Origin of the sequence: Dongia sp., from assembly GCF_041909655.1 — a bacterium.
In the GTDB taxonomy this organism is placed as follows: domain Bacteria; phylum Pseudomonadota; class Alphaproteobacteria; order Dongiales; family Dongiaceae; genus Dongia.
In genome coordinates, this window is sequence record NZ_JAYRDA010000008.1 from 26,321 (window position 1) to 51,672 (window position 25,352).

22 protein-coding genes, 1 pseudogene and 2 riboswitches are annotated in these 25,352 nt (G+C 61.7%); of the genes and pseudogenes, 15 read left to right on the forward strand and 8 right to left on the reverse strand.

Annotated features, from left to right (window positions below; translation table 11 throughout):
- The first annotated feature begins 17 nt into the window (after window positions 1–17).
- A riboswitch (SAM riboswitch) is annotated at window positions 18–92 on the forward strand.
- 71 nt (window positions 93–163) lie between these two features.
- The 4 genes from metZ to bluB all read left to right on the forward strand — a co-directional run bounded on the left by metZ (window position 164) and on the right by bluB (window position 4,599).
- Complete coding sequence (gene metZ / locus ACE3PR_RS16365; protein ID WP_374374082.1) at window positions 164–1,360, forward strand: O-succinylhomoserine sulfhydrylase; 1,197 nt, start codon at window positions 164–166, stop codon at window positions 1,358–1,360.
- Window positions 1,361–1,468: 108 nt separating this feature from the next.
- A complete protein-coding gene (locus ACE3PR_RS16370) occupies window positions 1,469–1,867 on the forward strand; it encodes a GFA family protein (RefSeq protein WP_374374084.1) in 399 nt (132 codons plus the stop codon).
- A gap of 108 nt (window positions 1,868–1,975) precedes the next feature.
- Window positions 1,976–3,964 carry a methylmalonyl-CoA mutase family protein gene (locus ACE3PR_RS16375; RefSeq protein ID WP_374374086.1) on the forward strand — a complete coding sequence of 663 codons (1,989 nt, stop codon included), beginning with the start codon at window positions 1,976–1,978 and terminating at the stop codon, window positions 3,962–3,964.
- A complete protein-coding gene (bluB, locus tag ACE3PR_RS16380; RefSeq protein WP_374374088.1) occupies window positions 3,961–4,599 on the forward strand; it encodes a 5,6-dimethylbenzimidazole synthase in 639 nt (212 codons plus the stop codon). The genes ACE3PR_RS16375 and bluB overlap by 4 nt, the downstream gene beginning before the upstream one ends.
- Here bluB and ACE3PR_RS16385 read toward each other — a convergent pair whose 3' ends face one another.
- A complete protein-coding gene (locus tag ACE3PR_RS16385; RefSeq protein ID WP_374374090.1) occupies window positions 4,600–5,295 on the reverse strand; it encodes a TIGR02281 family clan AA aspartic protease in 696 nt (231 codons plus the stop codon).
- A gap of 191 nt (window positions 5,296–5,486) precedes the next feature.
- Between ACE3PR_RS16385 and ACE3PR_RS16390 the strand changes: the two genes are divergently transcribed.
- Window positions 5,487–6,350: a hypothetical protein gene (locus tag ACE3PR_RS16390; RefSeq protein ID WP_374374092.1), complete on the forward strand. Its 864-nt coding sequence runs from the start codon at window positions 5,487–5,489 to the stop codon at window positions 6,348–6,350.
- A gap of 3 nt (window positions 6,351–6,353) precedes the next feature.
- On the opposite strand, the gene ACE3PR_RS16395 is transcribed toward ACE3PR_RS16390, so the two are convergent.
- From ACE3PR_RS16395 to ACE3PR_RS16420, 6 genes are all read right to left on the reverse strand, one after another.
- Window positions 6,354–7,745, reverse strand: coding sequence for an aldehyde dehydrogenase family protein (locus ACE3PR_RS16395; RefSeq protein ID WP_374374095.1), 1,392 nt, complete (start codon window positions 7,743–7,745; stop codon window positions 6,354–6,356).
- A gap of 21 nt (window positions 7,746–7,766) precedes the next feature.
- Complete coding sequence (locus ACE3PR_RS16400; protein WP_374374097.1) at window positions 7,767–9,140, reverse strand: glutamine synthetase family protein; 1,374 nt, start codon at window positions 9,138–9,140, stop codon at window positions 7,767–7,769.
- A 306-nt stretch (window positions 9,141–9,446) separates the two neighbouring features.
- Window positions 9,447–9,554: riboswitch (glycine riboswitch) on the reverse strand.
- Window positions 9,555–9,642: 88 nt separating this feature from the next.
- Entirely contained in the window at window positions 9,643–10,737 is a 1,095-nt protein-coding gene (locus ACE3PR_RS16405; RefSeq protein WP_374374099.1) for a C4-dicarboxylate ABC transporter, read from the reverse strand.
- A gap of 53 nt (window positions 10,738–10,790) precedes the next feature.
- Window positions 10,791–12,128: a TRAP transporter large permease subunit gene (locus ACE3PR_RS16410; protein ID WP_374374101.1), complete on the reverse strand. Its 1,338-nt coding sequence runs from the start codon at window positions 12,126–12,128 to the stop codon at window positions 10,791–10,793.
- Window positions 12,125–12,637: a TRAP transporter small permease subunit gene (locus ACE3PR_RS16415; protein WP_374374357.1), complete on the reverse strand. Its 513-nt coding sequence runs from the start codon at window positions 12,635–12,637 to the stop codon at window positions 12,125–12,127. Before ACE3PR_RS16415 ends, ACE3PR_RS16410 begins: the two co-directional genes overlap by 4 nt.
- 278 nt (window positions 12,638–12,915) lie before the next feature.
- Window positions 12,916–13,815 carry a LysR family transcriptional regulator gene (locus ACE3PR_RS16420; RefSeq protein ID WP_374374104.1) on the reverse strand — a complete coding sequence of 300 codons (900 nt, stop codon included), beginning with the start codon at window positions 13,813–13,815 and terminating at the stop codon, window positions 12,916–12,918.
- A 108-nt stretch (window positions 13,816–13,923) separates the two neighbouring features.
- Here ACE3PR_RS16420 and ACE3PR_RS16425 point away from each other — a divergent pair, with 108 nt between their 5' ends.
- The 3 genes and pseudogenes from ACE3PR_RS16425 to ACE3PR_RS16435 all read left to right on the forward strand — a co-directional run bounded on the left by ACE3PR_RS16425 (window position 13,924) and on the right by ACE3PR_RS16435 (window position 16,625).
- On the forward strand, window positions 13,924–15,390 hold the full coding sequence (locus ACE3PR_RS16425) for a 4-hydroxyphenylacetate 3-hydroxylase family protein (protein ID WP_374374107.1): 1,467 nt from the start codon (window positions 13,924–13,926) through the stop codon (window positions 15,388–15,390).
- Window positions 15,391–15,394: 4 nt separating this feature from the next.
- A pseudogene (locus ACE3PR_RS16430) lies at window positions 15,395–15,793 on the forward strand (Rid family hydrolase); the annotation flags it as partial.
- Between the two features lie 145 nt (window positions 15,794–15,938).
- A complete protein-coding gene (locus ACE3PR_RS16435; RefSeq protein WP_374374109.1) occupies window positions 15,939–16,625 on the forward strand; it encodes a DUF1028 domain-containing protein in 687 nt (228 codons plus the stop codon).
- 16 nt (window positions 16,626–16,641) lie between these two features.
- Here ACE3PR_RS16435 and ACE3PR_RS16440 read toward each other — a convergent pair whose 3' ends face one another.
- A complete protein-coding gene (locus ACE3PR_RS16440; RefSeq protein ID WP_374374111.1) occupies window positions 16,642–17,535 on the reverse strand; it encodes a DMT family transporter in 894 nt (297 codons plus the stop codon).
- A 78-nt stretch (window positions 17,536–17,613) separates the two neighbouring features.
- On the opposite strand from ACE3PR_RS16440, the gene ACE3PR_RS16445 reads away from it, so the two are divergent.
- The 7 genes from ACE3PR_RS16445 to ACE3PR_RS16475 all read left to right on the forward strand — a co-directional run bounded on the left by ACE3PR_RS16445 (window position 17,614) and on the right by ACE3PR_RS16475 (window position 25,248).
- Window positions 17,614–19,695, forward strand: a complete 2,082-nt coding sequence (locus tag ACE3PR_RS16445; protein WP_374374113.1) for a molybdopterin oxidoreductase family protein — start codon at window positions 17,614–17,616, stop codon at window positions 19,693–19,695.
- A 3-nt stretch (window positions 19,696–19,698) separates the two neighbouring features.
- The gene (locus ACE3PR_RS16450) at window positions 19,699–20,547 is read left to right on the forward strand and encodes a division plane positioning ATPase MipZ (protein ID WP_374374115.1); all 849 of its coding nucleotides are present in this window, start codon (window positions 19,699–19,701) and stop codon (window positions 20,545–20,547) included.
- Window positions 20,548–20,721: 174 nt separating this feature from the next.
- Window positions 20,722–21,606 carry a UTP--glucose-1-phosphate uridylyltransferase GalU gene (galU, locus tag ACE3PR_RS16455; RefSeq protein WP_374374118.1) on the forward strand — a complete coding sequence of 295 codons (885 nt, stop codon included), beginning with the start codon at window positions 20,722–20,724 and terminating at the stop codon, window positions 21,604–21,606.
- A 49-nt stretch (window positions 21,607–21,655) separates the two neighbouring features.
- Window positions 21,656–22,969: a UDP-glucose/GDP-mannose dehydrogenase family protein gene (locus ACE3PR_RS16460; protein ID WP_374374121.1), complete on the forward strand. Its 1,314-nt coding sequence runs from the start codon at window positions 21,656–21,658 to the stop codon at window positions 22,967–22,969.
- A gap of 124 nt (window positions 22,970–23,093) precedes the next feature.
- The gene (locus tag ACE3PR_RS16465; protein ID WP_374374123.1) at window positions 23,094–23,858 is read left to right on the forward strand and encodes an HpcH/HpaI aldolase/citrate lyase family protein; all 765 of its coding nucleotides are present in this window, start codon (window positions 23,094–23,096) and stop codon (window positions 23,856–23,858) included.
- Window positions 23,859–23,890: 32 nt separating this feature from the next.
- The gene (locus tag ACE3PR_RS16470; protein ID WP_374374125.1) at window positions 23,891–24,520 is read left to right on the forward strand and encodes a hypothetical protein; all 630 of its coding nucleotides are present in this window, start codon (window positions 23,891–23,893) and stop codon (window positions 24,518–24,520) included.
- Window positions 24,517–25,248, forward strand: coding sequence for a hypothetical protein (locus ACE3PR_RS16475; RefSeq protein WP_374374128.1), 732 nt, complete (start codon window positions 24,517–24,519; stop codon window positions 25,246–25,248). Before ACE3PR_RS16470 ends, ACE3PR_RS16475 begins: the two co-directional genes overlap by 4 nt.
- Window positions 25,249–25,352 lie beyond the last annotated feature (104 nt).

Consider the following 25,352-nt stretch of genomic DNA (forward strand, 5'->3'; position numbering starts at 1 on the left):
CCGACGCGCCGGCTCGTTCGGTGCTCCGTGGTGATTTGTGCCGGATTGCGGCCACGTTAAACGAAACGCTAAAAGGTCCAGGTAAGCGATCCATGTCGCCCAAGCCTCGGCCTTGTCGGTCGGGGTTTTTTTGTGCCCGGATGTCGGGCTGAGCGAGGCGAACATGACGGTGACACGCGATATCAAGAAGAGCTGGAAAGCGGCGACCAAGCTGGTCCATGCCGGCCAGACCCGCAGCCAATTCAAAGAGACGTCCGAGACCATCTACATGACCTCGGGTTACGTCTATGAAAGCGCCGAGGAGGCCGAGGCCGCCTTCGACAATTCCCAGCCCCGTTTCGTCTATTCGCGCTTCGGCAACCCGACCGTCGCCATGTTCGAGCAACGCATGGCCACGATCGAGGGCGCCGAGGCCGCGCGCGCGACCTCATCCGGCATGGCGGCTGTCTTTGCCGCTTTGGCCTGTCAGGTGAAGGCCGGCGACCGCGTGGTTGCCTCGGATGCGCTCTTCGGTTCCTGCCAGTTCATCCTGGCCGAGATCCTGCCGAAATGGGGAATCGAGACGGTCTTCGTCGATGGCCGCGATCTCGATCAGTGGAAGACCGCACTCGCCAAGCCGACCAAGGCCGTGTTCCTGGAAACGCCCAGCAATCCCAGCCTGCGCCTCGTGGATCTGAAGGCGGTCTGCGACCTCGCCCATCAGGCGGGGGCCAACGTCGTGGTCGACAACGTCTTTGCTACACCCTTGCTGCAGCAGCCGCTGCAATTGGGTGCGGACGTCGTGGTCTATTCTGCGACCAAGCATATCGACGGCCAGGGTCGGTGTCTGGGCGGCGTCATCCTCGGTTCCGAGAAGTTCATCAACGAGACCCTGCAGCCTTTCATCCGCCATACCGGCCCCAGCCTCAGCCCGATCAATGCCTGGACGCTGCTCAAGGGCCTGGAAACGCTGGATCTGCGTGTTTCCAAGCAATGTGAGAGTGCCCTCAAGATCGCCACGGCCCTGCAGGGCCACAACAAGCTCCAGGCGGTGCTCTATCCCGGCCTCAAGGATTTCCCGCAATATGCGCTGGCGCAAAAGCAGATGAGCGGTGGCGGCACCATGCTCTCGCTCAGCGTCGCGGGCGGCAAGCCGGCGGCCTTCAAGTTCCTCAATGCGCTCGAACTGGTGCTGATTTCGAACAACCTCGGCGATTCAAAGTCGCTGGCGACGCATCCCATGACCACGACGCATCAGCGCCTCACCGCCGAACAGCGCGCGGTCCAAGGCATCGGTGACGGCCTCATTCGCCTCTCCGTGGGCCTTGAGGATGCCGGCGATCTCACCGAGGATGTCTTGAACGCGTTGAAGGCGGTTTGAGGTGCCTTCTGATAAAGTGGATGGCCGGGTCTTCGCCCGGCCATGACGCATATTTTGTAGTTCGTCATGCCCGGGCTTGACCCGGGCATCCACTGCCAGGAGCTTGATATGACGTCACTCACCGGCCGCTGCATGTGCGGTGCCTTGCGCTACCGCTTCGATCCCGCCGGCGCCATTGCCGATTACTGCCATTGCAAGAAGTGCCAGCGCTGGAGCGGGGCGCCGGTGACGGCCTGGGCGCAGGTTCCGGTGGGGCAGTTCGAGATTCTGGCCGGCACGCCGAAGGCCTTTCAGTCTTCGCCGCTCTACCAGCGGCATTTCTGCGACGATTGCGGCTCGCCGGTCTATATGAGCGGCGGCGAGACCATCGGCATCATGCTGGGGACGGTAGACGATCCCTCGTCGCTGGTGCCAGGTGGCCATGGCTGGACCTCCGATCGGGTTTCCTGGCTGAAAATCGATGACGATCTGCCATGCTGGCCGGAAGATGCACCCCATGATCGCTAATAATATTATAAATACATAGCCTCATTCGGCCTGATCTTGCGTGGCGGGTGGAAATCCCTCTATATTGCGCTGCACAAAAGCAATAAACGCCGCCGGGAGATCAAGCCGATGAGCCAACCGACACCCAAAAGAGACCAGCCCTGGCTGTTCCGGACCTATTCCGGTCATTCCTCGGCCAAGGCCTCGAACGCGCTCTACCGCACCAATCTCGCGCGCGGCCAGACGGGTCTCAGCGTTGCCTTCGATCTCCCCACCCAGACCGGCTATGATTCCGATCATGTCCTGGCCAAGGGCGAGGTCGGCAAAGTGGGTGTCCCCATCAGCCATCTCGGCGACATGACGGCGCTGTTCGACGGGCTGCCGCTCGACCAGATGAACACCTCGATGACCATCAATGCGACGGCACCCTGGTTGCTGGCGCTCTATATCGCCGCGGCCGAGAAGCAGGGGGCACCCCGCGCCGCGCTACAGGGCACGGTGCAGAACGACATCATCAAGGAATACCTCTCGCGCGGCACCTACATCTTCCCGCCGGAACCCTCGCTCAGGCTGATCACCGACGTGATCAGCTTCACCTATCGCGAGGTGCCGAAATGGAACCCGACCAATGTCTGCTCCTATCATCTGCAGGAAGCGGGGGCGACGCCGGTCCAGGAACTCGCTTATGCTCTGGCGACCGCGATCGCCGTGCTCGACCATGTGAAGGCGTCAGGCCAGGTGCCGGCAGAAGATTTCCCGCAGGTCGTGGGGCGCATCAGCTTCTTCGTCAATGCCGGCCTGCGCTTCATCACCGAAATCTGCAAGATGCGCGCCTTCACCGAATTGTGGGACGAGATCTGCCGCGAGCGCTACGGGGTCGAGGATGAAAAGCTGCGCCGCTTCCGCTACGGCGTGCAGGTCAACAGCCTCGGCTTGACCGAGCAACAGCCGGAAAACAATGTCTACCGCATCCTGCTTGAGATGCTGGCAGTGACTCTCTCCAAGAACGCCCGCGCCCGCGCCGTGCAATTGCCGGCCTGGAACGAGGCCTTAGGCCTGCCGCGCCCCTGGGATCAGCAATGGTCGTTGCGACTGCAACAGATCGTCGCCTTCGAAACCGACCTCCTTGATTTCGGCGACATCTTCGACGGCTCCACCGAGATCACCCGCAAGGTCGAGGAATTGAAAACGGAAGCGCGCGATGAGCTTGCCCGCATCGCCGAGATGGGCGGCGCCGTGGCCGCCGTTGAGGCGAGTTACATGAAGCAGCGTCTGGTCGAATCCAATGCCCGGCGTCTGGCCGCGATCGAAAGCGGCACCCAGACCGTCGTCGGCGTCAACAAATACACCGAGAGTGCACCGTCGCCTTTGCTTGCCGGCGGCGATGGTGGCTTCCTCACCATCGACGATCAGGCTGAGATCGATCAGGTCGCAGCATTGAAGGCCTGGCGCGCTGCCCGCGACAATGCAGCGGCGGAAGCGGCGCTGCGGAAACTCGAAGCCGATGCCCGTTCCGGCCGGAACGTGATGGAGGCTTCGATCGCCTGTGCTCATGCCGGCTGCACCACCGGCGAATGGGGCGAAACGCTGCGCCGCGTCTTTGGCGAATACCGGGCACCCACGGGCGTCGCCCGGGCCAGCATCGACCAGAGCTCCACCCGCGTCGAAGCGGTGCGGGAGAAGGTCGAGGCAGCCAGCCGCCGGCTCGGCCGGCGTTTGAAGATCCTGGTCGGCAAGCCCGGCCTCGACGGCCATTCCAACGGCGCCGAACAGATCGCCGTCCGCGCCCGCGACGCCGGCATGGAAGTGGTCTATGAGGGCATCCGCCTCACCCCCGCCCAGATCGTCAATGCGGCGCTGGAGGAGGGGGTGCATGTGGTCGGCCTCTCGATCCTCTCTGGCTCGCATATCGCTCTGGTGGGCGAGGTGATGGAGCGAATGCGGGGACTGGGCTTGACTGACGTTCCCGTGGTGGTGGGCGGCATCATCCCGCCCGAGGACGAAAAAAGGCTGCTGGAATTCGGCGTGGCGCGGGTCTATACGCCCAAGGATTACGATCTCAACGCCATCATGGCCGGGATCGTGGCCTTGATCGACCAGCAAAAACAGGCGGCATGAACGGACCCCAATTCGGCGCAGGCTTCGAACAGGATTTCGAACAGCTTCTCGCCTGGCGCCGCGATGTGCGCCATTTCCGCACCGATCCGATTCCGGCGGATCTGGTCGAGCATCTGCTTGACCTCACCACTTTGGCGCCGTCCGTCGGCAATGCCCAGCCCTGGCGCTTCGTCAGCGTCGACGATCCCGCTCGCCGTGCCGCGATCATTGCCAATTTCGAAGAGGCCAATACGGCCGCCCTCTCGAATTACGAAGGCGAGAAGGCGCAGCTTTACGCCCAGCTGAAACTGGCAGGGCTTCGCCAGGCGCCGCGCCATTTCGCCGTCTTCTGTGATGAGATGACCGAGCAGGGGGCCGGGCTCGGCCGCATGACCATGCCGGAGACCCTGCGCTATTCGGCGGTCCTCGCCATCCACACCCTCTGGCTGGCCGCACGCACTCAAGGCCTCGGCCTCGGCTGGGTTTCGATCATCGATCCTGCTGCCGCCAAGGCCAGCCTCGACGTGCCCGCCGATTGGTCCTTCGTCGCCTATCTCTGCCTGGGATTCCCGCAGGACGACCACATCGAACCGGAGCTCCAGCGCCGCGGCTGGCAAGCCCGCGAATCCCGCTGCCGCCAGGTGCTGCAGCGCTGATTACTGCTCCAAAGTCAGCCGCTCGTTCTCAACGCGCCAGGACCTCAGACGGCGCAGGAATTCCATGCCGAGGAGCGAATCCGACATATCGGCTTCGTTCACCGTTGCTGGCAGGTTGTTGATCACGATCGGCCCAATCGCAAAATTGAGAATCTCCACCGGCGCGCCGCGGACCAGACCATTGGCCGTCTCGGCGATCTTCGTGAATTGCAGTTGATCGAGATCGAAACCCAGCCGCTCCGCATCGCGTGGCGACAGAACCACGTCGGTCGCACCGGTATCGATGGTGAAATCGAGCGGCACGCCGTCGGCCATCGCGCGCACCCGGTAATGGCCGTTCTCCGCCATCGGAAAACTGATGCTGTGATCGCTTTCGACCCGCCCGTCGAGCGGCATCAATTCGCCGCTGAGCCGCGCGCCCAGCATGCCGAATTCGCCGCGGAAGGAATAGAGCAGGACGAAGCCCGCGAAGATCGCGACCCAGATCGCGAGTTGTCCCAAGGTACGGCTCGTATCGTAGCGCAGGCGCACGAAGAAACCGCCACCCATTACAACGAGGAGAGCAATCAGATAGACGAAACGCATCCGCGTGTGCTCGTCGTCGAGCGCGCCACCCAATTGGCTGCCGATCAGGGATATGACGGCGATCCCCCCGACGACGATCAATGCCCAGACCAGCCAGCTTCTACCTTGCATTGTAAAGGCTCCGTCTTGTTGTCCGGCCGCATTCTACGGGGAAGCCATGACGGCGGTCGATAGCCATGGCGGTACGGGAACTTGCCATATTGTGACGACCCGCACGCTTTGGAGCATTGCGATGACTTGAGGCCTTAATAAGGCGCGGTTAACCTCCGGCCATCTCGGGACAAAATGTAAGGGAGCGACCGATGCGGCTCAAACTTTTGACAGCCATCGCGATTTTCGGATTACCCATCACTTCTGCCTTTGCCATTGATCCTTCGCCGGAAGGGACAGCCGCGACAATTGCCGTCAAGTTGACGGTCAGGGACCAGTCAAAGGGCGACTGGCACAGCGCCAACGTGCACCGTGTCATGACGGCCCAATGCGTCATGCGTGCTGCGCCGGCCAGTCAGGTCGGCAGCGAGGGCATGAGCGCCGAGCAGGAAGCCGCGCAAGCCCAGGCGCAGGCGGATGTCGAGGCATTCGCCCAGGATTATGGGCCGAGCGAGGACATGATGGCGCAGATCGAAGCGGGTGCTGCGGCCTGCGGCGATGACGAGGCTTGTCTCACGGCCATGGCCATGAAGCTGTCGCAGACCGCCGAGATGCAGGCGATGGCACAGAAGGCGCCGGAAGCCAAAGCGGCCATGGCTGGTCTCACGCCCGACATGGGGCCAGTACGCTACCAGATGTGGCATCCGGAAAGCTGCTCCGGCACGGTCACCATCGATGACAGCTATGTCCACAGCGATTCGGGCGGCGAGGGCGGTTACGGCGCCTATACCGACAATGTCACCGCTTCCGGCACCGTACCGCTGCCGCCCGAATGGGTGATGGCGATGGAGACGGATCTGGTCGCGGGTACCACGACCTACAGCATGAGGCCGCCGCCGCCGGTCACGATCCAGGTGCAGAGTTCGCATCAGGGACCGCATGCGCAGGAAATTCCGTTCCTTGCCAGCGCCGAGCTTCCTGCCAAAATTGGGCCGGTTCCCGGCATCGGTGCCGGCAGCACGCAGATGAAGGGTGCCACCGGCACCCTCAGCGCGGAATGGTCGTTGGTTAAGTAGCGGCTAAAGCTGCGTGCGGAAGTGGAAGGATTTGGGGCGCGTCAGCATTTCGTAGCCGACCCGCGACAGCGTGGCACCACGCCCTGAATCCTTCACCCCGACCCAGGCCAAGGCCGGGTCCAGGTAATCGCATCGATTCATGTAGACCGTGCCGGTCTCGATCTCGTCGCCGATCTTCCGGGCCGCCTTTTCGTCCATGGTCCAGAGAGCCGCGGTGAGGCCGTATTTGCTGTCATTCATCAGCTTCACGGCCTCGTCATCATTCTTCACCTTCATGATGCCGATGACGGGGCCGAAGCTCTCTTCCGACATCACCGACATCGAGTGATCGACATTCACAAGCACCTGCGGTGCCAGATAGGGTGTGCCGGGCTTGTTGGCGGGGAAGAGAGCGGGGTCGACCAGCGCCTTGGCGCCTTGCTTTACCGCGGCGTCGATCTGCCCGCGCACGAATTCCGCGGCCGAGGTTCGCACCATCGGCCCGATATTGGTCGCGGTGTCGAGCGGGTTGCCGAGCTTGTACTTTTTGGTCAGATCGACAAAGCCGTCGACGAATTTGTCGTAGAGGCTCTCATGCACATAGATGCGCTCGATGGCGCAGCAGCATTGGCCGGAATTGAACATCGCACCGTCGACCAAATTCTCGACCGCGTGGGCTAGGTTGGCATCGGCCCGCACATAGGCCGGGTCCTTGCCGCCAAGCTCCAGCCCCAAGCCCATGAATTTGCCGAGTGCGGCCTGCTGCACGGCATGGCCGCCGGCCACCGAGCCGGTGAAATTGACATAGGCGACTTCGGGTGCCGCGATCACCTTGGCGGTGTCGTCATGGGTGAGGACCAGCGTCTGGAACAGGCCCTTGGGCAGGCCGGCCGCATCGAAAGCCTGCTGGAAATCCTCGGCGCAAAGCGGGGTCTGGGCGGAATGCTTGAAGACCACCGCATTCCCTGCCATCAGCGCCGGCACGACGCCATTGACGGATGTCAGATATGGATAGTTCCAAGGCGCCACGATGAAGACGACGCCCAGGGGTTCCCGGTGCAGCACGCGGGTGAAGCCCGGCTTGTCGGTATAGCTGACATCGGCCAGGGCTTCCGGCGCCAGATTGATCATGAAGCGCGCGCGCTCCTCGAAGCCGCGCATCTCGCCGGGGCTTTGCGAGATCGGCCGTCCCATCTGCCGCGTGATGTCCTCGGCGTGCTTGTCCTTGCCTTTCAGGAACTCCTCGACGAAGCGGGTCAGTATCTTGGCCCGCTCGGCAATCGGTACGCGACGCCATTCCTTCTGGGCGGCCGCTGCGCGCTGCAAGGTCGCGGCGATTTCCGCTGGTGTGGCATAGGGCCGCTCGACATAGACGGAATTGTCGATCGGCGAGATGGTCTTCTGGACGGCGGACATGATGAACCTCTGGACGGATGCTTAGATGATCTCGAAATAACGGGCGAGTTCCCAATCGGTGATGTGTTTGCGGAACTCGCGTTCCTCGTGCTCGCGGGTGCCGGCATGATGTTCGACAAAGGCGTCGCCGAAAAGATCGCGGGCGGCTTTCGACTTGCGCAAGCGCTGCGCCGCTTCCCACAAGGTCTGCGGCAGATCGAGTTTGGCCGGATGCTTGATCTCGTAGGAATTGCCGACGATCGCCGCGGTGGGCTCGATCTTGTGCTCGATGCCATACAGACCGGAACCGATGGCAGCCGCGAGCGCCAGATAGGGGTTACAATCGGCGGCGGCGATACGGTATTCCACCCGCTGCGATTTCTCCGAACCCGGAATGACACGCAAGGCGCAGGTGCGGTTCTCGACGCCCCAGGTGGCATTGGTTGGCGCCCAGAAACCGGGAATGAGGCGCGAATAGGAATTGACCGTAGGCGAGACCATGCCAAGGACTTCCGGCATCAGGGCCTGCTGGCCACCGACAAACCAGCGCATCTTGTCGGACATGTTGTGCGGCTTCTTCGGGTCATGGAAGACCGCCTTGCCGTCCTTGCCCTTCAGCGAGATATGGATGTGGCCGGACTGGCCGGGATAGGAATTCGACCATTTTGCCATGAAGGTCGCCATCAGGCCGCGGCGCTGCGCCAGCACCTTCATGAAGGTCTTGAACAGGGCCCCGCGATCGGCGGCTTCGAGGGCGCTGGTGACACCGAGCGCCGCTTCCAGCACGCCGGGGCCGGTTTCCGTGTGAAGGCCCTCGATCGGCATGCGCATTTTCTCGGACAGGTCGAGAATGTCCCGGTAAAGCTCCGACCAGACCGAATTGCGGATCACCGAATAGCCGAACCAACCCGGCGTCATCGGTGTCAAATTCTTGTAGTTCTTCTCGCGGATACTCTCCGGCGTCTCGTCGAACATGAAGAACTCGAATTCCAGTGCCGAATAGACGTCGAAGCCCATCTTGGCAGCACGGGCGAGGATGCGTCGCAAGGTGCCGCGGGCGCAGATCTCTTCCGCCTTGTTGACGAATTCCGAGAGGAACAACAGGCCGTTATCTTCCATCGGCAAGTCACGGCAGGTCTCGGGGATGATGCGCGCCCAGGCATCGGGATAGGCCGTATGCCAGCCTGTATAGTTGAGTCCGTCGATCAACTGATCCTGGTTGTCCCAGCCCAGGATGACGTCGCAGAAACCGAAGCCGCCTTCGAGGGCGGAGAAGAACTTCGCCGCCGACATATACTTGCCGCGCAGGATTCCGTCGCCGTCGAAGACCCCGACCTTGACGTGGGTCAGGCCGCGTTCCTCGACGATCTTCTTGGCTTGCGCGGCGGTTTTGACTTGTTCCGGCTTCAACGGCATTCGGGTACCCCCTATTGAGATGCAACGGACATTAGGCCCGGATCGGGCTGTCCGGCAATGGATCGCTGGTCATGTGTGGTGACGGGCGCTGGTACAAGGTGCTGCCACGCAAGGTGGTCACCAAAAACGAGCGCATGGAATCGGTATCTCTCCGACGTCGGGTTGCATCGGCCGGCAATCCGGCCCGCCCCCCTCTGTCCTTGAACCTGAGAGATTTCCCGGCCGCGCCCGCCATGGGCTGAGAGGATGCCGGTTCGCTCCGTCGGTGAGGCGACGACGTCCGCCGCCTGCTTTCCAGAGATGGTGTTTCCGACCGGGTCCTTTTGCCTGAGAGTTTCCGGGGGCGGTTGCTCCTTCGGCGCCGCTTTCGGGCTGGAATTCCGGCCCGATTGCAGTCTCTCCCACGATCGGAGATTGGTGCGCAAAGTGTCGTTTTGCGCTCCTGAAACGTCAAGCCCGAAGATGGCTGCCGCCTTGTGGGCGGCAGCCGGATCGATCGGGTTTAGCGGTAGGGATACCCTGCCTTTTCCATGTTGGCCGCGTATTTCTTCAGAATCTCGACGACCTTCCCGGCGCGCGGGCTGGAGCTCGCCACTTCGTCCCAGAAACCGGAGGAATCCTTGACGACCTGAGCCCATTCCTCGGCCGGAAGCTGCGTCAGTTCCATCTTCTCGCCTTCGACGCGAAGCTTCGCCTCGCCGCCCCAATACCAGACGTCGCGATAGTAATGCGACTGGTCGATGGTGATCTTGAACAGTTCCTGCAGATGCGGCGGCACCTTCTGCCAGCTCGGCGTGTTGGCGAAATAGCTGCCGAACCAGGCGCCGGTGACCGAATTGCTGAGCGCATATTTGCAGACATCCGCCCAGCCCACTTCATAGGCCTCGGTGAAGCCGCACCAGGCAACACCGTCGAGCTCGCCGGTCTGCATGGCGACTTCGACGTTGTCCCAGGGAATGGTCACGGGAACGAGGCCGTATTTCGACAGGAACTTGCCCGCCGTCGGCACGCCGAAGACGCGCAAGCCGTTCATGTCGGCCAGGCTCCGGATCGGCTTGTCGACGGTGAAGATGTGCAGCGGATCCCAGGCGCCGGTCGACAGCCAGGTCACGTTCTCGACCCCGGCATAGGCTTCCGCCCAGATCTCGTTGAGGCCGTAGTAGTTGAACAGCGCCGGCACATCGAGGCTGTAGCGGGTGGCAAACGGGAAGTAGCCGCCGAACACGGCAATATCGACCGGCGAGGCCATGGTCGCCTCGTCGGATTGCACGGCATCCAGCGTGCCGCTCTGCAAGGCGCGGAACAGATCGGCTGTCGGCACCAACTGATCTGCGTAATAGAGCTCGATCTCCATTTCGCCATTGGCCGCCTTGTTGAAGGCATCGATCTGCGGCTTGATCACATGGGCGCCGAGGGGGGCGCCGGAATAGGTCTGCAGGCGCCATTTGATCGGACCGGTCTGCGCGATCACGCGGGGCGCGCCCAGGGTCGAAGCGGCGGCAAGACCACCAATCCCGAGACCAGCCTTCCGCAACACGTTGCGGCGCGTCGAAAGGATTTTCTCCGACGGGCTCTGCGGTTTCGTCTCTTCAGTCATCAAAACCTCCTGCGGTTGTTATAGGGCTTGAACCTGCCCCGTTGAGATTCGTTCTAACCCTTCACCGACATATGTTCGGGCAGCCATAGAGCCAACTGCGGGAACAGCATCAGCAGGACGATGGTGATCGCCATGATCAGCGCAAATGGCCAGATCGAGCGATAGATATCCACCAGCGTGATTTCCTTCGGCGCCAACGAGCGCATTAGGAATAGATTGTAGCCGAAGGGTGGCGTGATATAGGCGATCTGACAGGTGATCGTATAAAGCACGCCGAACCAGATCAGCTGGTTATCGAAGCCAAGATCCAGCACCTTTACCAGCGGAATGTAAAGCGGCGCCACGATCACCAGCATGGCCGTGTCGTCCAGGAACATGCCCATGACGATGAAGCTCGCCATCATGACGATGATCACCATCCAGGGATCGAGGTCGAGCTTGTCCAGGAACAGATATTCCAGCGCCTTCACGGCACCCAGGCCGTCGAACACCGTGCCGAAGGCCAGGGCCGCCAGGATCAGCCACATGAACATGCACGAGACGTTGAGCGTCTTGACCGAGGTCTCGCGAATGAGTTTCCAGGTGAACCGGCCCTTGATGACCGCCGCCAGCGTGGCGCAGGTCGCCCCCACGGCCGAACTTTCGACCAGGCTTGTGACGCCGAAAACAAACAGGCCGGTCATGAAAAAGAAAATGGCGAAGGGAATGATGCCGGCCCGCGCGAGTGCCAATTTCTCGCGCAGCGGCATGTTGAGTTCTTCCTCCGGCACGGTCGGCGCGAGCTTCGGATTCATGCGCGCCCGGATCATCACATAGAGAACGAACAGGGCCGCCATGATGAGGCCCGGAACCAGCCCCGCGAACCACAATTTCGACACTGGCTGGCGGGCGATCATGCCGTAGAGCACCATCACGACTGATGGCGGAATAAGGATGCCCAGCGAGGAACCACCCTGGACGACACCCGAGATCAGCACCTTGTCGTAGCCCCGCCGCAGCATTTCGGGCAGCGCGATGGTGGCGCCAATTGCCATGCCGGCAACGGACAGGCCGTTCATCGCCGAGATGATGACCATGACCAGGATCGTGCCGATGGCAAGGCCGCCGCTGACCCTTCCGAACCAGACATGCATCATCTTGTAGAGGTCTTCGGCGATCCCGGACTCCGCCAGGATGTAGCCCATGTAGATGAACATGGGCAGGGTCAGCATGGCGTACCAGTTGAACAGCTTGAACACCTGGTTGAACGACAGCTCGATGGCGCCATTGCCATATAGCAACAAGGCCGCCGCCATGGCGACGAAACCGATCGCTGCGAAAACCCGCTGACCCGTCACCAGGAGAACCAGCATCGCGCCAAACATGAGCAGCGCGATCATTTCATACGTCATGACAGCTTCTCCCCGCGGATCGTCGCAATATGTTTGAAGACCAGGGAGAGCGCTTGCATCAGCATGAGGACCAGGCAGGCCACCAACAGCGCCTTGATGGGAATCACCGACGGATTCCAGATCGAAAAGCGTTTTTCGTTCGTCTCAATGGCGTAAATCAGGCTGGAAATGCCGCCGATCAGCGTCACCACCAGATAGAAGATGAGGCAGACGGATGTCGCCAGATCCATCTTCGCCTTGCTACGCTCGGAGAGCGACGAATAGATGAGATCCATGCGGACATGCGATTCGTTCTTGAGCGTGAACGCACCGCCCATGAAGTAATAGGCGGCCAGCGTGAATTGCGTCAGTTCGACCGCCCAATGCACCGGCATGTTGATGACGTTGCGCGTGAACGCATCGAACATCAGCGTGGCGCCCATGAAGAAGATCAATGCGGCTGCGAGATAGCCGACATAATCGGAAATGCGGTCAGTAAACCGCACATAATCCGCGATCAAACCGCGCATTTTCGACACAAGGAAATTCCCCCAAGAAAATTGCCTCAACCTGCCTGCGACACGGTCCGAACTCCTTCGAACGGGAATCCTGGTGCACCGTGACGCGAGCAATGACTACGCTGTTATCCGTTTCCGAAACAAGTCCATTCATTCGGTCAGGTTTTATGCGCGGTGGTCCCCAAGTCAATGTTGGACCGATTTGCTGCCTCAAAACAAGTGCTTAACGATAGTGCCAGGAAATAATCTTGCCCGCTGTTCAACATATGCGGCGCACACCTGTTTCCGGTTTAGTGCTCAGCATAGTGTTTGTGGCAGAGCTCGGCGAAAGCGAGCGAGCGTTTGGTGGGGCGCAGCTTCTTGAGCCGGGCAAGGCCCAGCCGGGTCGGACGCAGTTTTTCCTTCACAGGCAGGAAGGCAAGTCGCCGGCCATCCAACGACCATTCGCTCAGCGGCCTGGAATGCATGATCGAGAAAGCGTCGGAATGCGCGACCAGGCCGCGCACCATCTCGAAATTCGGCGTTTCATGGGCGACCCTCGGCTGCAATCCCAGGCCATAAATGATGGAGAGGAAATAGTCGCGGCTGTGTGGCAGGGCCAGTAATACCATCGGATAGTTGATGAGGTCGGCGATGGCCGCGGCTTTCTGCTTGGCGAGCGGATGGTCCTTGGCGAGAATGCAATGCAGCGGCACCTCTGCCAGCGTGTCGAACTCGATGTCCTCGTCCAGGCCCAGATCATAGGTCAGCGCGAATTCGAATTCTCCCGCGCGCAAACCGTCGAGCACGCCCTGGACGTGATTCTCATGCAGTTTCACGCTGATTTCCGGGTGCTGCTTGGCAAAGATGCCCATCAGATGCGGCAGGATCAGCGGCGCCACGGTCTGGAAACAGCCGATATGAAGCTCGCCTTCCAATTCCTGGCCCAATCCCATGGCGCCCATGCGCACATCATCGGCATGGTCGAGCAGGCTCTTGGCGTCGGTCAGCAATTCGCGTCCGGCGGGGGTGAGGCTCAATCCCTGGGCGTGGTGGCGGACGAAGAGGTCGACCCCGAACCGCGCTTCCAGCTCGGCAATGGCGGCCGAGACCGAAGGCTGCGAGATATTCACCCGCTGCGCCGCCAGCGTCACCGAGCCGGTTTCCGCCGTCGCCACGAAATAGCGCAATTGCTTCAGGGTAAACGGCATTAACTAATCCAATTCAATTCCAAAGATAAAAAGATTTTCCTGTTCCTGAGCTGCAAGTCAAGATCGCTGTCATAACGAAGCTGCAAAACAACGCTGCGGGAGTAGGCAATGCTGCGGACGGGCGCACAATATCGGGACAGTCTCAAGGACGGCCGGCAGGTCTGGATCAATGGCGAGCGTGTGAAGGATGTCACCACCCATGCCGCCTTCAAACCGATCGTCGATATCCGCGCCCGCATCTACGACATGGCCCATGAGGCCAAGCACAAGGAAACCATGTCCTATCGCGACGCCGCGACGGGGCAGGAGAACTGCATCGGCTACAAGCTGCCGCATACCCAGGAGGACTGGCACGCCAAGCGCCGCTCGATCGACGCGGTAATGCGCGAAATCAAGGGCTATGCGGTCCGCGTCGGCGATGAGACGGTGGGCGAGATGTGGTCGCTCTATGACGGCCGCGACATCCTCAACGAGGTTGATCCGCAGTTTTCCAAGAACATCACCCATCACATCCAGCACGTGCTGGATTCCGACACCTTTCACGTCTCGGCCAATACCGATCCCAAGGGCGATCGCTCCAAACGCCCGCAGGATCAGGACCCGGACATGCTCCTCCATCTGGTCAAGGAGACGGACAAGGGCATCATCGTCCGCGGCGCCAAATACGAAACCGCCGCAGCCTATGCCAATCAGGCTTTCGTGAAGCCCACCATCGCCAATTGGGGCGACGACAAACTGTCCGATTATGCACTCGGCTTCATCTGCGACATGGGTTCGCCGGGTTTGAAGCATATCTGCCGCACCGGCTTCACCGGCCGCGCTTCGGCCGACGATTACCCGCTCTCCAATCGCTGCGACGAGGTCGATACCCTTCTGGTCTTCGACGACGTGCTGATCCCCTGGGAGAACGTGCTCTTCTACCGCCACACCCGGGCCGCCGCCTTCATCCGCGGCACGCTCCATCGCTACAGCGCCTATCCCTTCACCCTGCGCCTCCTTTACATCGCCGATTTGATGCTGGGAGCGGCGGCCTTCAATGCCAAGCAGACCGGCCTCGATGCCCAGCAGGCGGTGCGCGAGAAGCTGGCGCTCTTGATGCAGTACCGCGAAAGCATCAATGCGCATCTCACCGCCGCCATCGCCATGGCGCAGCCCAGCCCCGGCGGGTTGCTGATGCCCAATCAATCGTTGCTCTATACCGGCCGCTATGCCGCCATCAACCAGCTCCCGGCGATGATGCATCTGGCCCGCGAGCTTTGCGGCGGCCAGATTTGCGTCACGCCGGACAAGGCCACTTTCGAGCATCCCGAAATCAAGGAATGGATGCAGAAATATTATTCGGTGAACGAGTTCTGGCAGGCCGAGGATCGCCGCAAGCTGCTGGCCTTTGCCCGCGATCTTCTCAATTCCGACCGCGCCGGGCATATGGTGACCTTCGAACTCTTCGCCCAATCGCCACCCTTTGCCCATCTCAATTCGATCTACATGAATTTCGACATGTCCAATGCGCTTTCCTACGTCAAGGATTGCGCCGGATTGTCGGACCGCGTCATGGACCAGTGGAAGAAGAAATAAGACGATGACCTACAGCCATTTGCGTTTGCGCAAGTTCAACACCAAGAAGACCTATCCCGAACAAAGCCTCGACAACGACCTCTCCATGTCGGTTCGTGCCGGCAACCAGATCTTCCTGCGCGGCCAGGTCGGCCAGGCGCTTGATGGCTCGATGGTCGGTGTCGGCGATGCCGCGGCCCAATCCGAACAGGCCATGCGCAATGTCAGGCAATTGCTGGAAGAGCAGGGCGGCAAGCTCGCCGACATCTGCAAGATCGTCGTCTACATCACCGATCCGCGCTACCGCGAGGACGTCTATCGGGTGGTCGGCAAGCACCTCAAGGGTGTCTATCCGGTCTCGACGGGCCTCGTCGTTCAGGGCCTCGCACGGCCGGAATGGGTGATGGAAATCGACGTCTATGCGGTCATCCCGGAATCCCGTATGAAGAACCTGCCGGAGCCGCCGGCTGCTTTGCACTGGAAGGATACCGCCGACAAGGCGGACCGCGCCAAGGCAACTGCGAAGAAGAGGAAGGCGGCCCGCAAAACCAAATAGGGGTAGGGCCACCATGACGTTCTCGCTCGTCGGCCGATGCGCCGAAACAGGTATGTTCGGCGTCGCGATCACGACCTCCTCGATCGCGGTTGCTTCGCGCTGTCCCTGGGCGCGCGCCAAGGTGGGCGCGGTCGCGACACAGAATGTGACCGATCCGCGCCTCGGCAATCAGGGGCTGGATCTTCTGGCGCGCGGTGTCAGCGCACCCGAGGCGATGAAGGCCTTGATGGCGCAGGCACCTCATGCCGAGCATCGCCAGGTCACCATGATCGATGCCACGGGCCGCACGGCGCATTGGTCCGGTGCCAAGACGCTCGGCACCAACAATGTGGCCGAAGGCGAGAATTGTGTCGCCGCCGGCAATCTCCTGCAAAATACAGCCGTACCCACGGCCATGGCGCGCGCCTTTGGTGCCGCCAAGGGACATCTTGCCGAACGCCTGCTGATCGGTCTTGAAGCCGGCATCGTCGCCGGCGGCGAAATGGGCCCGGTGCATTCGGCGGGATTGCTCGTGGTGCACGAACAGCCCTGGCCGCTGGTCGATCTCCGTGTCGACTGGCATGACGAGAATCCGATCGGCGCCTTGAAGCGCCTGTGGCAGGATTTCCAGCCGCAAATGGACGCCTACATCACCCGCGCCCTCAACCCCGATTCGGCACCGTCCTACGGTGTTCCCGGCGATATGGGCGACCGGAAGTAGCACGCTTCATAACCCGTCATTCTTTCTTCCCGCTCCGCATGATGTAGATGCAGCAGGCGACGACGATGCCGGAACCGGCCAGCATGATCGGCGTCGGGAAATCGCCCCAGACCACATAGCCGATCGCGACCGCCCAGACGAGGCCGGTGTAATCCAGCGGGGCCAGCATCGATACCTGGCCATAGCGGAAAGCCTGGTTGAGGCAGAACTGGCCGAACGTGCCGGCGATGCCGATGGCGATGAAGAGCAGCGCGTCCTCGAGCGGCGGCGTGCGCCAGAACCAGAACATGGCAATGCCCAGCACGAAGACGACGGTGAGCGCGTAATAGAACAGGATCGTGTGGGTCTGTTCCGAGGACGACAATTGCCGCGACGAGACCAGCGTAAACGCCCAGAACACCGCTGAAACCAGCGCCGAGAGCGAGCCCCATTCGATGATGCCGCCTTCCGGCCGCACGATGAGGAGTATACCGACGAAGCCGCCGGCAACGGCGATCCAGCGTCCGAAACTCACTTTCTCGCCCAGCATCGGGATCGAGAGGATGGTCATGAAGATGGGGGCGGCAAGGCCGATCGCCACCGCGTTCGGCAGGGGGATCAACATCAGCGCCACATAGAAGGTCAGCATCGTGACCAGATTGCAGACCGAACGCCACAGATGCCCCTTGAGGCGCCGTGTCTTTAGGCTTCCCATGCCGCCGGACGAGATCTTCGCCATGGCCAGCGCCATGAACAGGCAGATGAAATAGCGCAGGAAGGCGATCTGGGTGACGTGATAGCCCCGGTCGTCCGCCAGCCATTTGACCAACCCATCCATGGCGATCAGCAAAAAGGCCGAGGCCACCATATAGGCGGCAGCCAAGGGTGGCCGGTTGCGTAGGCCGTTCTCTGCGGGGGATGGGTGAGTCACGTTGCCGGAAAGTTCGCGAGGGGGTAGATTGCCGCCGATTATGGCGGGTTCCCCGCAAAATGGCTATGGCATTGAAGAATGGCGCCTTTCGATATTTTCCACTCGGCCTGTCCGCATGATTGTCCCTCGACCTGTGCGCTGGAGGTCGAGCGCCTGTCGCCGACCCGCATCGGTCGTATCCATGGGGCGAAGGCGAACAGCTACACGGCCGGTGTCATCTGCGCCAAGGTCGCGCGCTATGCCGAGCGCCAGCATCATCCTGACCGGCTCGACGTGCCTTTGCGCCGGATCGGCGAAAAGGGTGTCGGCCGTGCCGCCTATCAGCCCATGACCTGGGAGGCGGCGCTCGACGAGATTGCCGATCAATTCATGCGCGCCGAACAGCGCCATGGCGCCGAGGCGGTCTTTCCCTATTTCTATGCCGGCACCATGGGCCTGGTGCAGCGCGACGGCATCTGCCGCCTGACCAACGAGAAGAAATACTCGCGGATGAAAAGCACCATCTGCGTCTCGCTTTCAGATGCGGGCTGGCAGGCGGGCGTTGGAATCATGCGCGGCGTCGATACGCGCGAGATGGCCGAGAGCGATCTCATCGTGATCTGGGGCGGCAATCCGGTCGCGACCCAGGTCAATGTGATGACCCATGTCGCCCGCGCCCGGAAGGCGCGCGGCGCCAAACTGGTGGTGATCGATCCCTACCGTACCGGTACCGCCGAGGTGGCGGACATCCATCTCATGCTGCGTCCAGGCACCGATGCCGCATTGGCCGTGGCTGTCATGCATGTGCTCTTTGCCGAAGGCTATGCCGACCGCGCTTATCTCGCGCGTCATACCGATGCGCCCGAGGAACTTGAGCGCCATGTGGCGGCGCGCTCGCCGGAATGGGCGGAGGCCGTCACCGGCGTGCCGGCGCAAACCATCCGTGATTTCGCGCGCCTCTATGGCCGCACGAAGAAAAGCTTCATCCGCGTGGGTTATGGGTTCTCGCGCACGCGCAACGGCGCCGTCAGTCTTCACGCCGTTTCCTGCCTGCCCAGCATCACCGGGGCCTGGGCGGAGAAGGGCGGTGGTGCCCATTATTCCAACCGCACCATCTACCACATCGACAACCGGCTGATCATGGGCCTCGATCTGCAGGACAAATCGGTGCGCGAGCTTGATCAGTCGCGCCTTGGCGCCGTCCTGACCGGCGACAAGCGTGATCTCGGCGAGGGTCCACCGGTCACGGCGATGATCATCCAGAACACCAATCCCATGAATGTCTGTCCGAATTCGGCGCTCGTGCGCCAGGGCTTCGCGCGCGACGATCTCTTCGTTGCTGTCCATGAGCAATTCATGACCGAGACCGCGGCGATGGCGGATATCGTTCTCCCGGCCACGACTTTCCTGGAACATGACGACATTTACCGGGCAAGTGGCCACACCCACCTCCAGGTGACGCGGAAAGTGATCGAGCCCTTCGCCGAAGCGCGGCCCAATCACTATGTGATCTCGGAGCTGGCCAAACGTCTCGGCTGCCGCCACAAAGGTTTCGCAATGACCGAATGGGAGATCATCGACGAGACGCTCAAGATCTCCGGCCATCGCGATGCCCAGACCCTGTACGATGCCCATTGGGAGGATTGCGCCCTCGATTTCGAGACCACGCATTTCCTCAATGGCTTCGGCCATGCCGACGGCAAGTTCCGCTTCAAGCCGGATTGGCAGGCGATCGGCCCGGATATCCAGGGCCTGCCGCCACTTCCCGATTACACGCCGCTCATTGACGCCGCCACGCCCGAGCATCCCTTGCGCCTGGTGACGGCGCCGGCGCGGCAATTCCTCAATTCCACCTTCACGATGACGCCGACCTCGCGCCAGCGCGAAGAGCGGCCGACCATCCTCATCCATCCCCAGGATGCGACGCGCTATGGAATCGACGATGGCGGGGCTGTCGAGATCGGCAACAAGCTTGGTGCAATCCAGCTCCATGCCAAATATTTCGACGGCCTGCTGCCGGGGGTGGTGGTGATCGAAAGTCTCTGGGGCAATGCCGATTTCCCCGGCGGCCTCGGCGTCAACGCTTTGGTCAGCGACGAGCCCGGCAAGCCCGATGGTGGCGCGGTGTTCCACGACACGGCGGTGTGGGTGCGCCCGGCAAGCGCAGCGACCATGGCTTAAGTGATGGCCAGATCCGGTCCACACATCATCGTATTGGGGAATGAAAAGGGCGGCTCCGGCAAGTCGACAACGGCGATGCATCTCATCGTGGCGTTGCTGGCGGCCGGGAAGCGCGTGGGGTCGATTGATCTCGATGCGCGCCAGGGCTCCCTCTCTCGCTATGTCGAGAACCGGCGCAAATCGGCGGAAGGCATGCTGACACCCCTACCGATGCCGCAGCATATCGGCATTAACCAGAGTGCCGCCGATAGCCGCGAGGTCGCGAAGGCCGAGGACGAAGCCAATCTCGTAGCAGCACTCGACCAATTGAAGGATTGCGACTTCATTGTCATCGATACGCCCGGCAGCGACAGCGCTTTGTCACGTGCCGCGCATATCCGTGCCGATACGCTGATCTCGCCGCTCAATGATTCCTTTCTCGATCTCGATCTCTTCGGCCGCATCGAGGACGAGGGCGCCACGATCCGCCGTCCCAGTGTCTATGCCGAAACCGTTTGGGAACAGAGGAAGCGCCGCGCCATGGCCGGCGGGCGGCCGATCGATTGGGTGGTGATGCGCAACCGCCTCTCCAGCCTCGACGCCCGCAACAAGCGCGATATCGGCCGCCTCCTGGAACAACTCGCCAAAAGGATCGGCTTCCGTATCGCGCCGGGCTTCACCGAACGCGTCATCTTCCGAGAATTGTTCCCGCGTGGCCTCACGCTGCTCGACCTTTCACGCCAGGATGCCGGCGTGCAATGGCGCATGTCCCATGTGGCGGCGCGGGCCGAGGTCCGCGATCTCCTCGATGCGCTCAATCTCCTGCCGGCAACACCCGAATCGGCCGGTGAGGCGCCGAATAGAAGAAATTGAGCCAACATTTTTCGGCCGAGTCACACGCGGTATGGCACAATTCGGCGGGATCGGTGTTCGTTCCGTGACGATCATGAAATCATGGGCGTTTCCGCCACCCGGCGCTTGCCGCATCGCAACCGGGCATGGCACTAATTTGCACTGCAACATGGACGATAGACGAGGCTTATCAGGATGATCAAACCGCTCAAGAAAGCCATTTTCCCGGTCGGCGGCCTGGGCACGCGCTTTCTCCCCGCCACCAAATCGATGCCGAAGGAAATGCTGACGGTGGTCGACAAGCCACTGATCCAATATGCGGTCGAGGAAGCCTATGCAGCGGGGATCGAGGAAATCATCTTCGTGACCTCGCGCGGCAAGTCGGCGATGGAAGATCATTTCGATCATTCGGTCGAACTGGAACAAACCCTCGAGCGCCGTGGCAAGAAGGCCGAGCTTGATCTGCTGGCAAAGATGCTGCCCAAGGCCGGCAACATCGCCTATGTGCGCCAGCAGGAACCCCTGGGCCTTGGCCATGCCGTCTGGTGTGCCCGCAACCTTATCGGCGACGAGGCCGTGGCAGTCCTGCTTGCCGACGATCTCGTCCATGGCGATGTCGCCTGTCTGAAACAGATGGCGGATGTCTATCGCGAGACCGGCGGCAACATCATCGCCGTCATGGAAGTGCCGCACGAGCACACCAGCCGCTACGGCATCCTGAAGCCCGGCGCCGACAAGGGCAAGCTGGTCGAAGTTGCTGGCCTGGTCGAAAAGCCGAGCCCCGACAAGGCGCCGTCGGACCTCGCCGTCATTGGTCGCTACATCCTGCAGCCGGAGATTTTCCAGTTGCTGGCAGCTCAGGAACCCGGGGCGGGGGGCGAGATCCAGCTCACCGATTCGATGGCGCGCATGATCGGCCGCATGCCCTTCCACGGTCTTCGTTTCGAGGGAACTCGCTACGATTGCGGCGACAAGGCGGGCTTCATCGCCGCCAATGTCTCGCTGGCCCTGGCACATCCCCTGATCGGCGCCAGCGTTCGCGAAACTGTCGCGGACATCGCCCGCAAACTTAAGCTATGATCCGGCCCGTTTCCCCCGGCTGAGCGGGGGGCGTCTTCCGGGGTGAGATATGCGCGTCGCGATGATCGGGGTGGGTTATGTCGGGCTGGTGTCCGGCGCGTGTTTCTCTGAATTCGGTCATGACGTGGTCTGCATTGATTCCGATGCCGGCCGCATCGCCGGGCTGGAGCGCGGTGAAATTCCGATCTATGAGCCGGGCCTCGACGAGCTGGTGGCGCGCAACCGCGCCGCCGGTCGATTGCGCTTTACCACCGATCTCAAAGTGGCGATGGACGGGGCCGAGGCGGTCTTCATCGCCGTCGGCACACCCAGCCGCCGCGGCGACGGTCATGCCGATCTCAGCTATGTCTATCAGGCGGCGCGCGACATCTCGGCCCAACTGAAGAACTACGCCGTCATCGTCACCAAATCGACCGTGCCGGTCGGCACTGGGCGTGAGGTCGAACGCATCATCCACGCGGCGCGTCCGGATGCCGAGTTCGACGTGGCGTCCAATCCCGAATTCCTGCGTGAAGGTTCCGCGATCGGCGATTTCATGCGCCCCGACCGCATCGTCATCGGCACCGAGAGCGAGCGGGCGAAGGAAATTCTGCGCCGCATCTACCGGCCGCTCTCGCTGCGCGAGACGCCTTTGCTTTTTGCCGATCTTGAAACGGCCGAACTCATCAAATATGCGGCCAACGCTTTCCTCGCCCTCAAGATCTCCTATATCAACCAGATATCCGATCTCTGCGAGAAAGTCGGCGCCGATGTCCATGATGTGGCGCGCGGCATTGGCCTCGATGGCCGCATCGGGCCGAAATTTCTGCATCCCGGCCCCGGCTATGGCGGCTCCTGCTTCCCCAAGGACACCAACGCGCTGATGCATACGGCGCGCGAAGTGGGGGCGCCGCTATCCCTCGTGGAAGCAACGGTCAGCTATAACGAGGCGCGCAAATCCGACATGGCCGAGCGTGTGCTGGCGCTCCTCGACGGTAATGCCAAGGGCAAGCGCGTCGCCATTCTTGGCCTCACCTTCAAGCCGAACACGGACGACATGCGCGAAGCGCCCAGCCTTACCATCCTGCCGCGCCTGCGTGCGGCGGGGATCGAGGTGACGGCCCATGATCCCGCCGGCATGGAAGAGGCGCGCAAGCTGATGCCCGATGTCATCTATTGCGAGGATGCCTACGAGACCCTGGCCGGTGCCGATGCCCTGGTTCTGCTGACCGAGTGGAATGCCTATCGCGGTATGGATATCCGGCGGATGCACGGGCTGATGCGCCAGCCCTTGGTGATCGACCTGCGCAACGTCTACCGTTCCCGCGAGATGCGCCGGGCGGGGTTCACCTATCACAGTCTGGGCCGGCCCAAGTGGCGTTGACCCGGTAATTCGTTGAAATCGCGTTATTTCGTGCCATTTCGCGCGAACGTCTTGCTTGTCAGCTTCTTGTAAGGTAGTTGGAGGTCCGGGGACGCCAACGATATCAAGATTCGGAGCGACAAGCGTGCCGATCGGCAATCCATTAAAACGGAAACTGCTCGCAAACCAGCCCTGCCTCGGCTCCTGGCTGCTGACGACCTCGCCCGACATGGCCGAAATCATGGCCTATGCGGGCCTCGATTTTCTCTTGATCGATCACGAGCACGGGCAGGGGGCGATCGACGATGCCGTTTGCCAATTGCGCGCTCTGAAGGGTTCGGATTGTGTCGGCGTCCTGCGGGTGCCGACCAATGACCGCATCTATATCAAGCGTGCCCTCGATGCGGGTGTCGGCGGCATCATGGTGCCGAACATCGATACGGCGGAGCAGGCCAAGGCGGTGGTCGATGCCTGCCGTTATGCGCCGGTCGGCCGGCGTGGTGCTTTCGGTGGCATGCGTGCCATGCACTATGGCTTTGATCCGGGATATTATGCGCGGGTCGACGATGAAACCCTGATCGTGGTCCAGGTGGAAAATCCGGGCGCCATCGACAACATCGCTGAAATCGCTGCTGTGCCAGGTATCGACGTCGTGTTCATTGGCCCGCGGGATCTGTCGGCCAATCTCGGCAAGCTCAATCAATTCACCGATCCGGTCGTAAAGGGCGAGATAGAGCGGGCAGAGGCAGCTATCTTGAAAAGCGGGAAGATTCTGGGAAGTACCGCAGCCAATGGCAAGGTCGCGCGGGAAATGGCGGCACTTGGCCATCGTTTCATCATTTCCGGCAGCGACGCTACGTTGCTGGGATCGGCTGCCGCCGCATTGCTGGCTGACGCAAAAGCCGGATAGCCATCGCGCCATCAGTTACGAGGTTGCAATCGATGCGAAGCCTGCTGGAATGGTCCGCCCTTAGAACCATCTACCGATCCTTCGGCATCGGGCTTGCCGTGTTCTTCCTGATCGATTGCTGGATCGTGACCCGTTATTTCGATGCGATGGGCGGCAGCGACGATCTTGCCGAATATGCCAATGCCCTCGCGATCGGTACCGGCGCCCTCCTGACCCTGGTCATTTCGCAGCAGCATCCAGCCCGCTCCTGGGCCAGGCTCTTCTGGTATGCGGTCTCGTTCGGTCTTCTCGTGATGGCAAGCCAGGAAGCCTTCGATATCGGCGAACGCATGGACCGTGCCTGGGCCGATGACGATTATATCGATCTGGTCGTCCTGGGCCTGACTCCGATCGGCCTTTATCTCGCCTGCATGATTGAAGCCGCGCCCCGCCTCGCGGTCAATGCGATGCGGCTGGGCTTCATTTTTCAGTGTTTCTCGGCCTTGATCGATCTCGGCGATGGCGATCTTTACGACATCACCTTGTTCGGCTCCAACCTGATGAATGTGCTGACCGACATTTCGGAACTGATCTTCATTGAGACTTATCTCTTCGGCCTTTCCTGTCTGCTGCTGCATATCCTGATGCGCGGCCTGGCCACGGCGAGGGAGGCGCGCCGATGAAGCGGGTGATGTTCTATCTCGCCTTTGTCGCCGCGATGCCCTTGGTGCCGATTCTGGCGGCGGGGCGGGTTGTCTTCTTCGGCGGATGGGCTCTGTGGGAGGTGGCATGCGCCTGGACGCGGCCGGTCTTCCCGCCCCGTGTCCAGCCGCGCGTATGGCCGTTCTGGCTGGCCTGGTGCGTGGCGATCTTGTGCCTGGCCGCCGCTATCGCGGGTGTCGTCGTGGCCCTTCGCATGACGGCCGACTGGCCGAACGATCGGCAATGGATGGCCTTCGGTTTGGCCGGCCTGTTCTCGATCGGGGCCTTGTTCATGGCCTATCGCGCCGCTTTGGCCGGCACGCGCTCGCTCCAGCGGGCGCTCGCCGGCAATCTGGCCATGCTGATCGCCTTCGAGCTCGATCAACTGCGATGCGCGGCCGAGCAGCGCGCCCAGCTTATCCATGTCGCCAGCCAGGTTGCCGGGGTCGACGCCGCGGCGGCGCGGCTGCCGGTCCCGGCGTTTTTCGCCGAGCGCGAGGAGATTCGGCATCTTCTGGGCGAACCAACCGAGCGCGTGCTGGTCGACCTGCTGAACAGCCTCCATGGTTTCAATCTCGCCCTGGCCGCCGGCGACCGTCCACTCCGTGTGCCCAGATCCGATCTCGAAGGGCATCTTTCCGTGGTCTCTGCCCATCTCGGACGTGCCTTGTCGTCCCTGGCGCCGTATTTGCGGCAGGCAGTCTCCTGACCGCCTCGTATTGTTCCTCCGCCGCCTTCCTGCTACCCATACCAATATAAATATACCGGCATGTGGCGCCGGAAATGCCACCGGTCAATGGGAGTTGGGGGCGG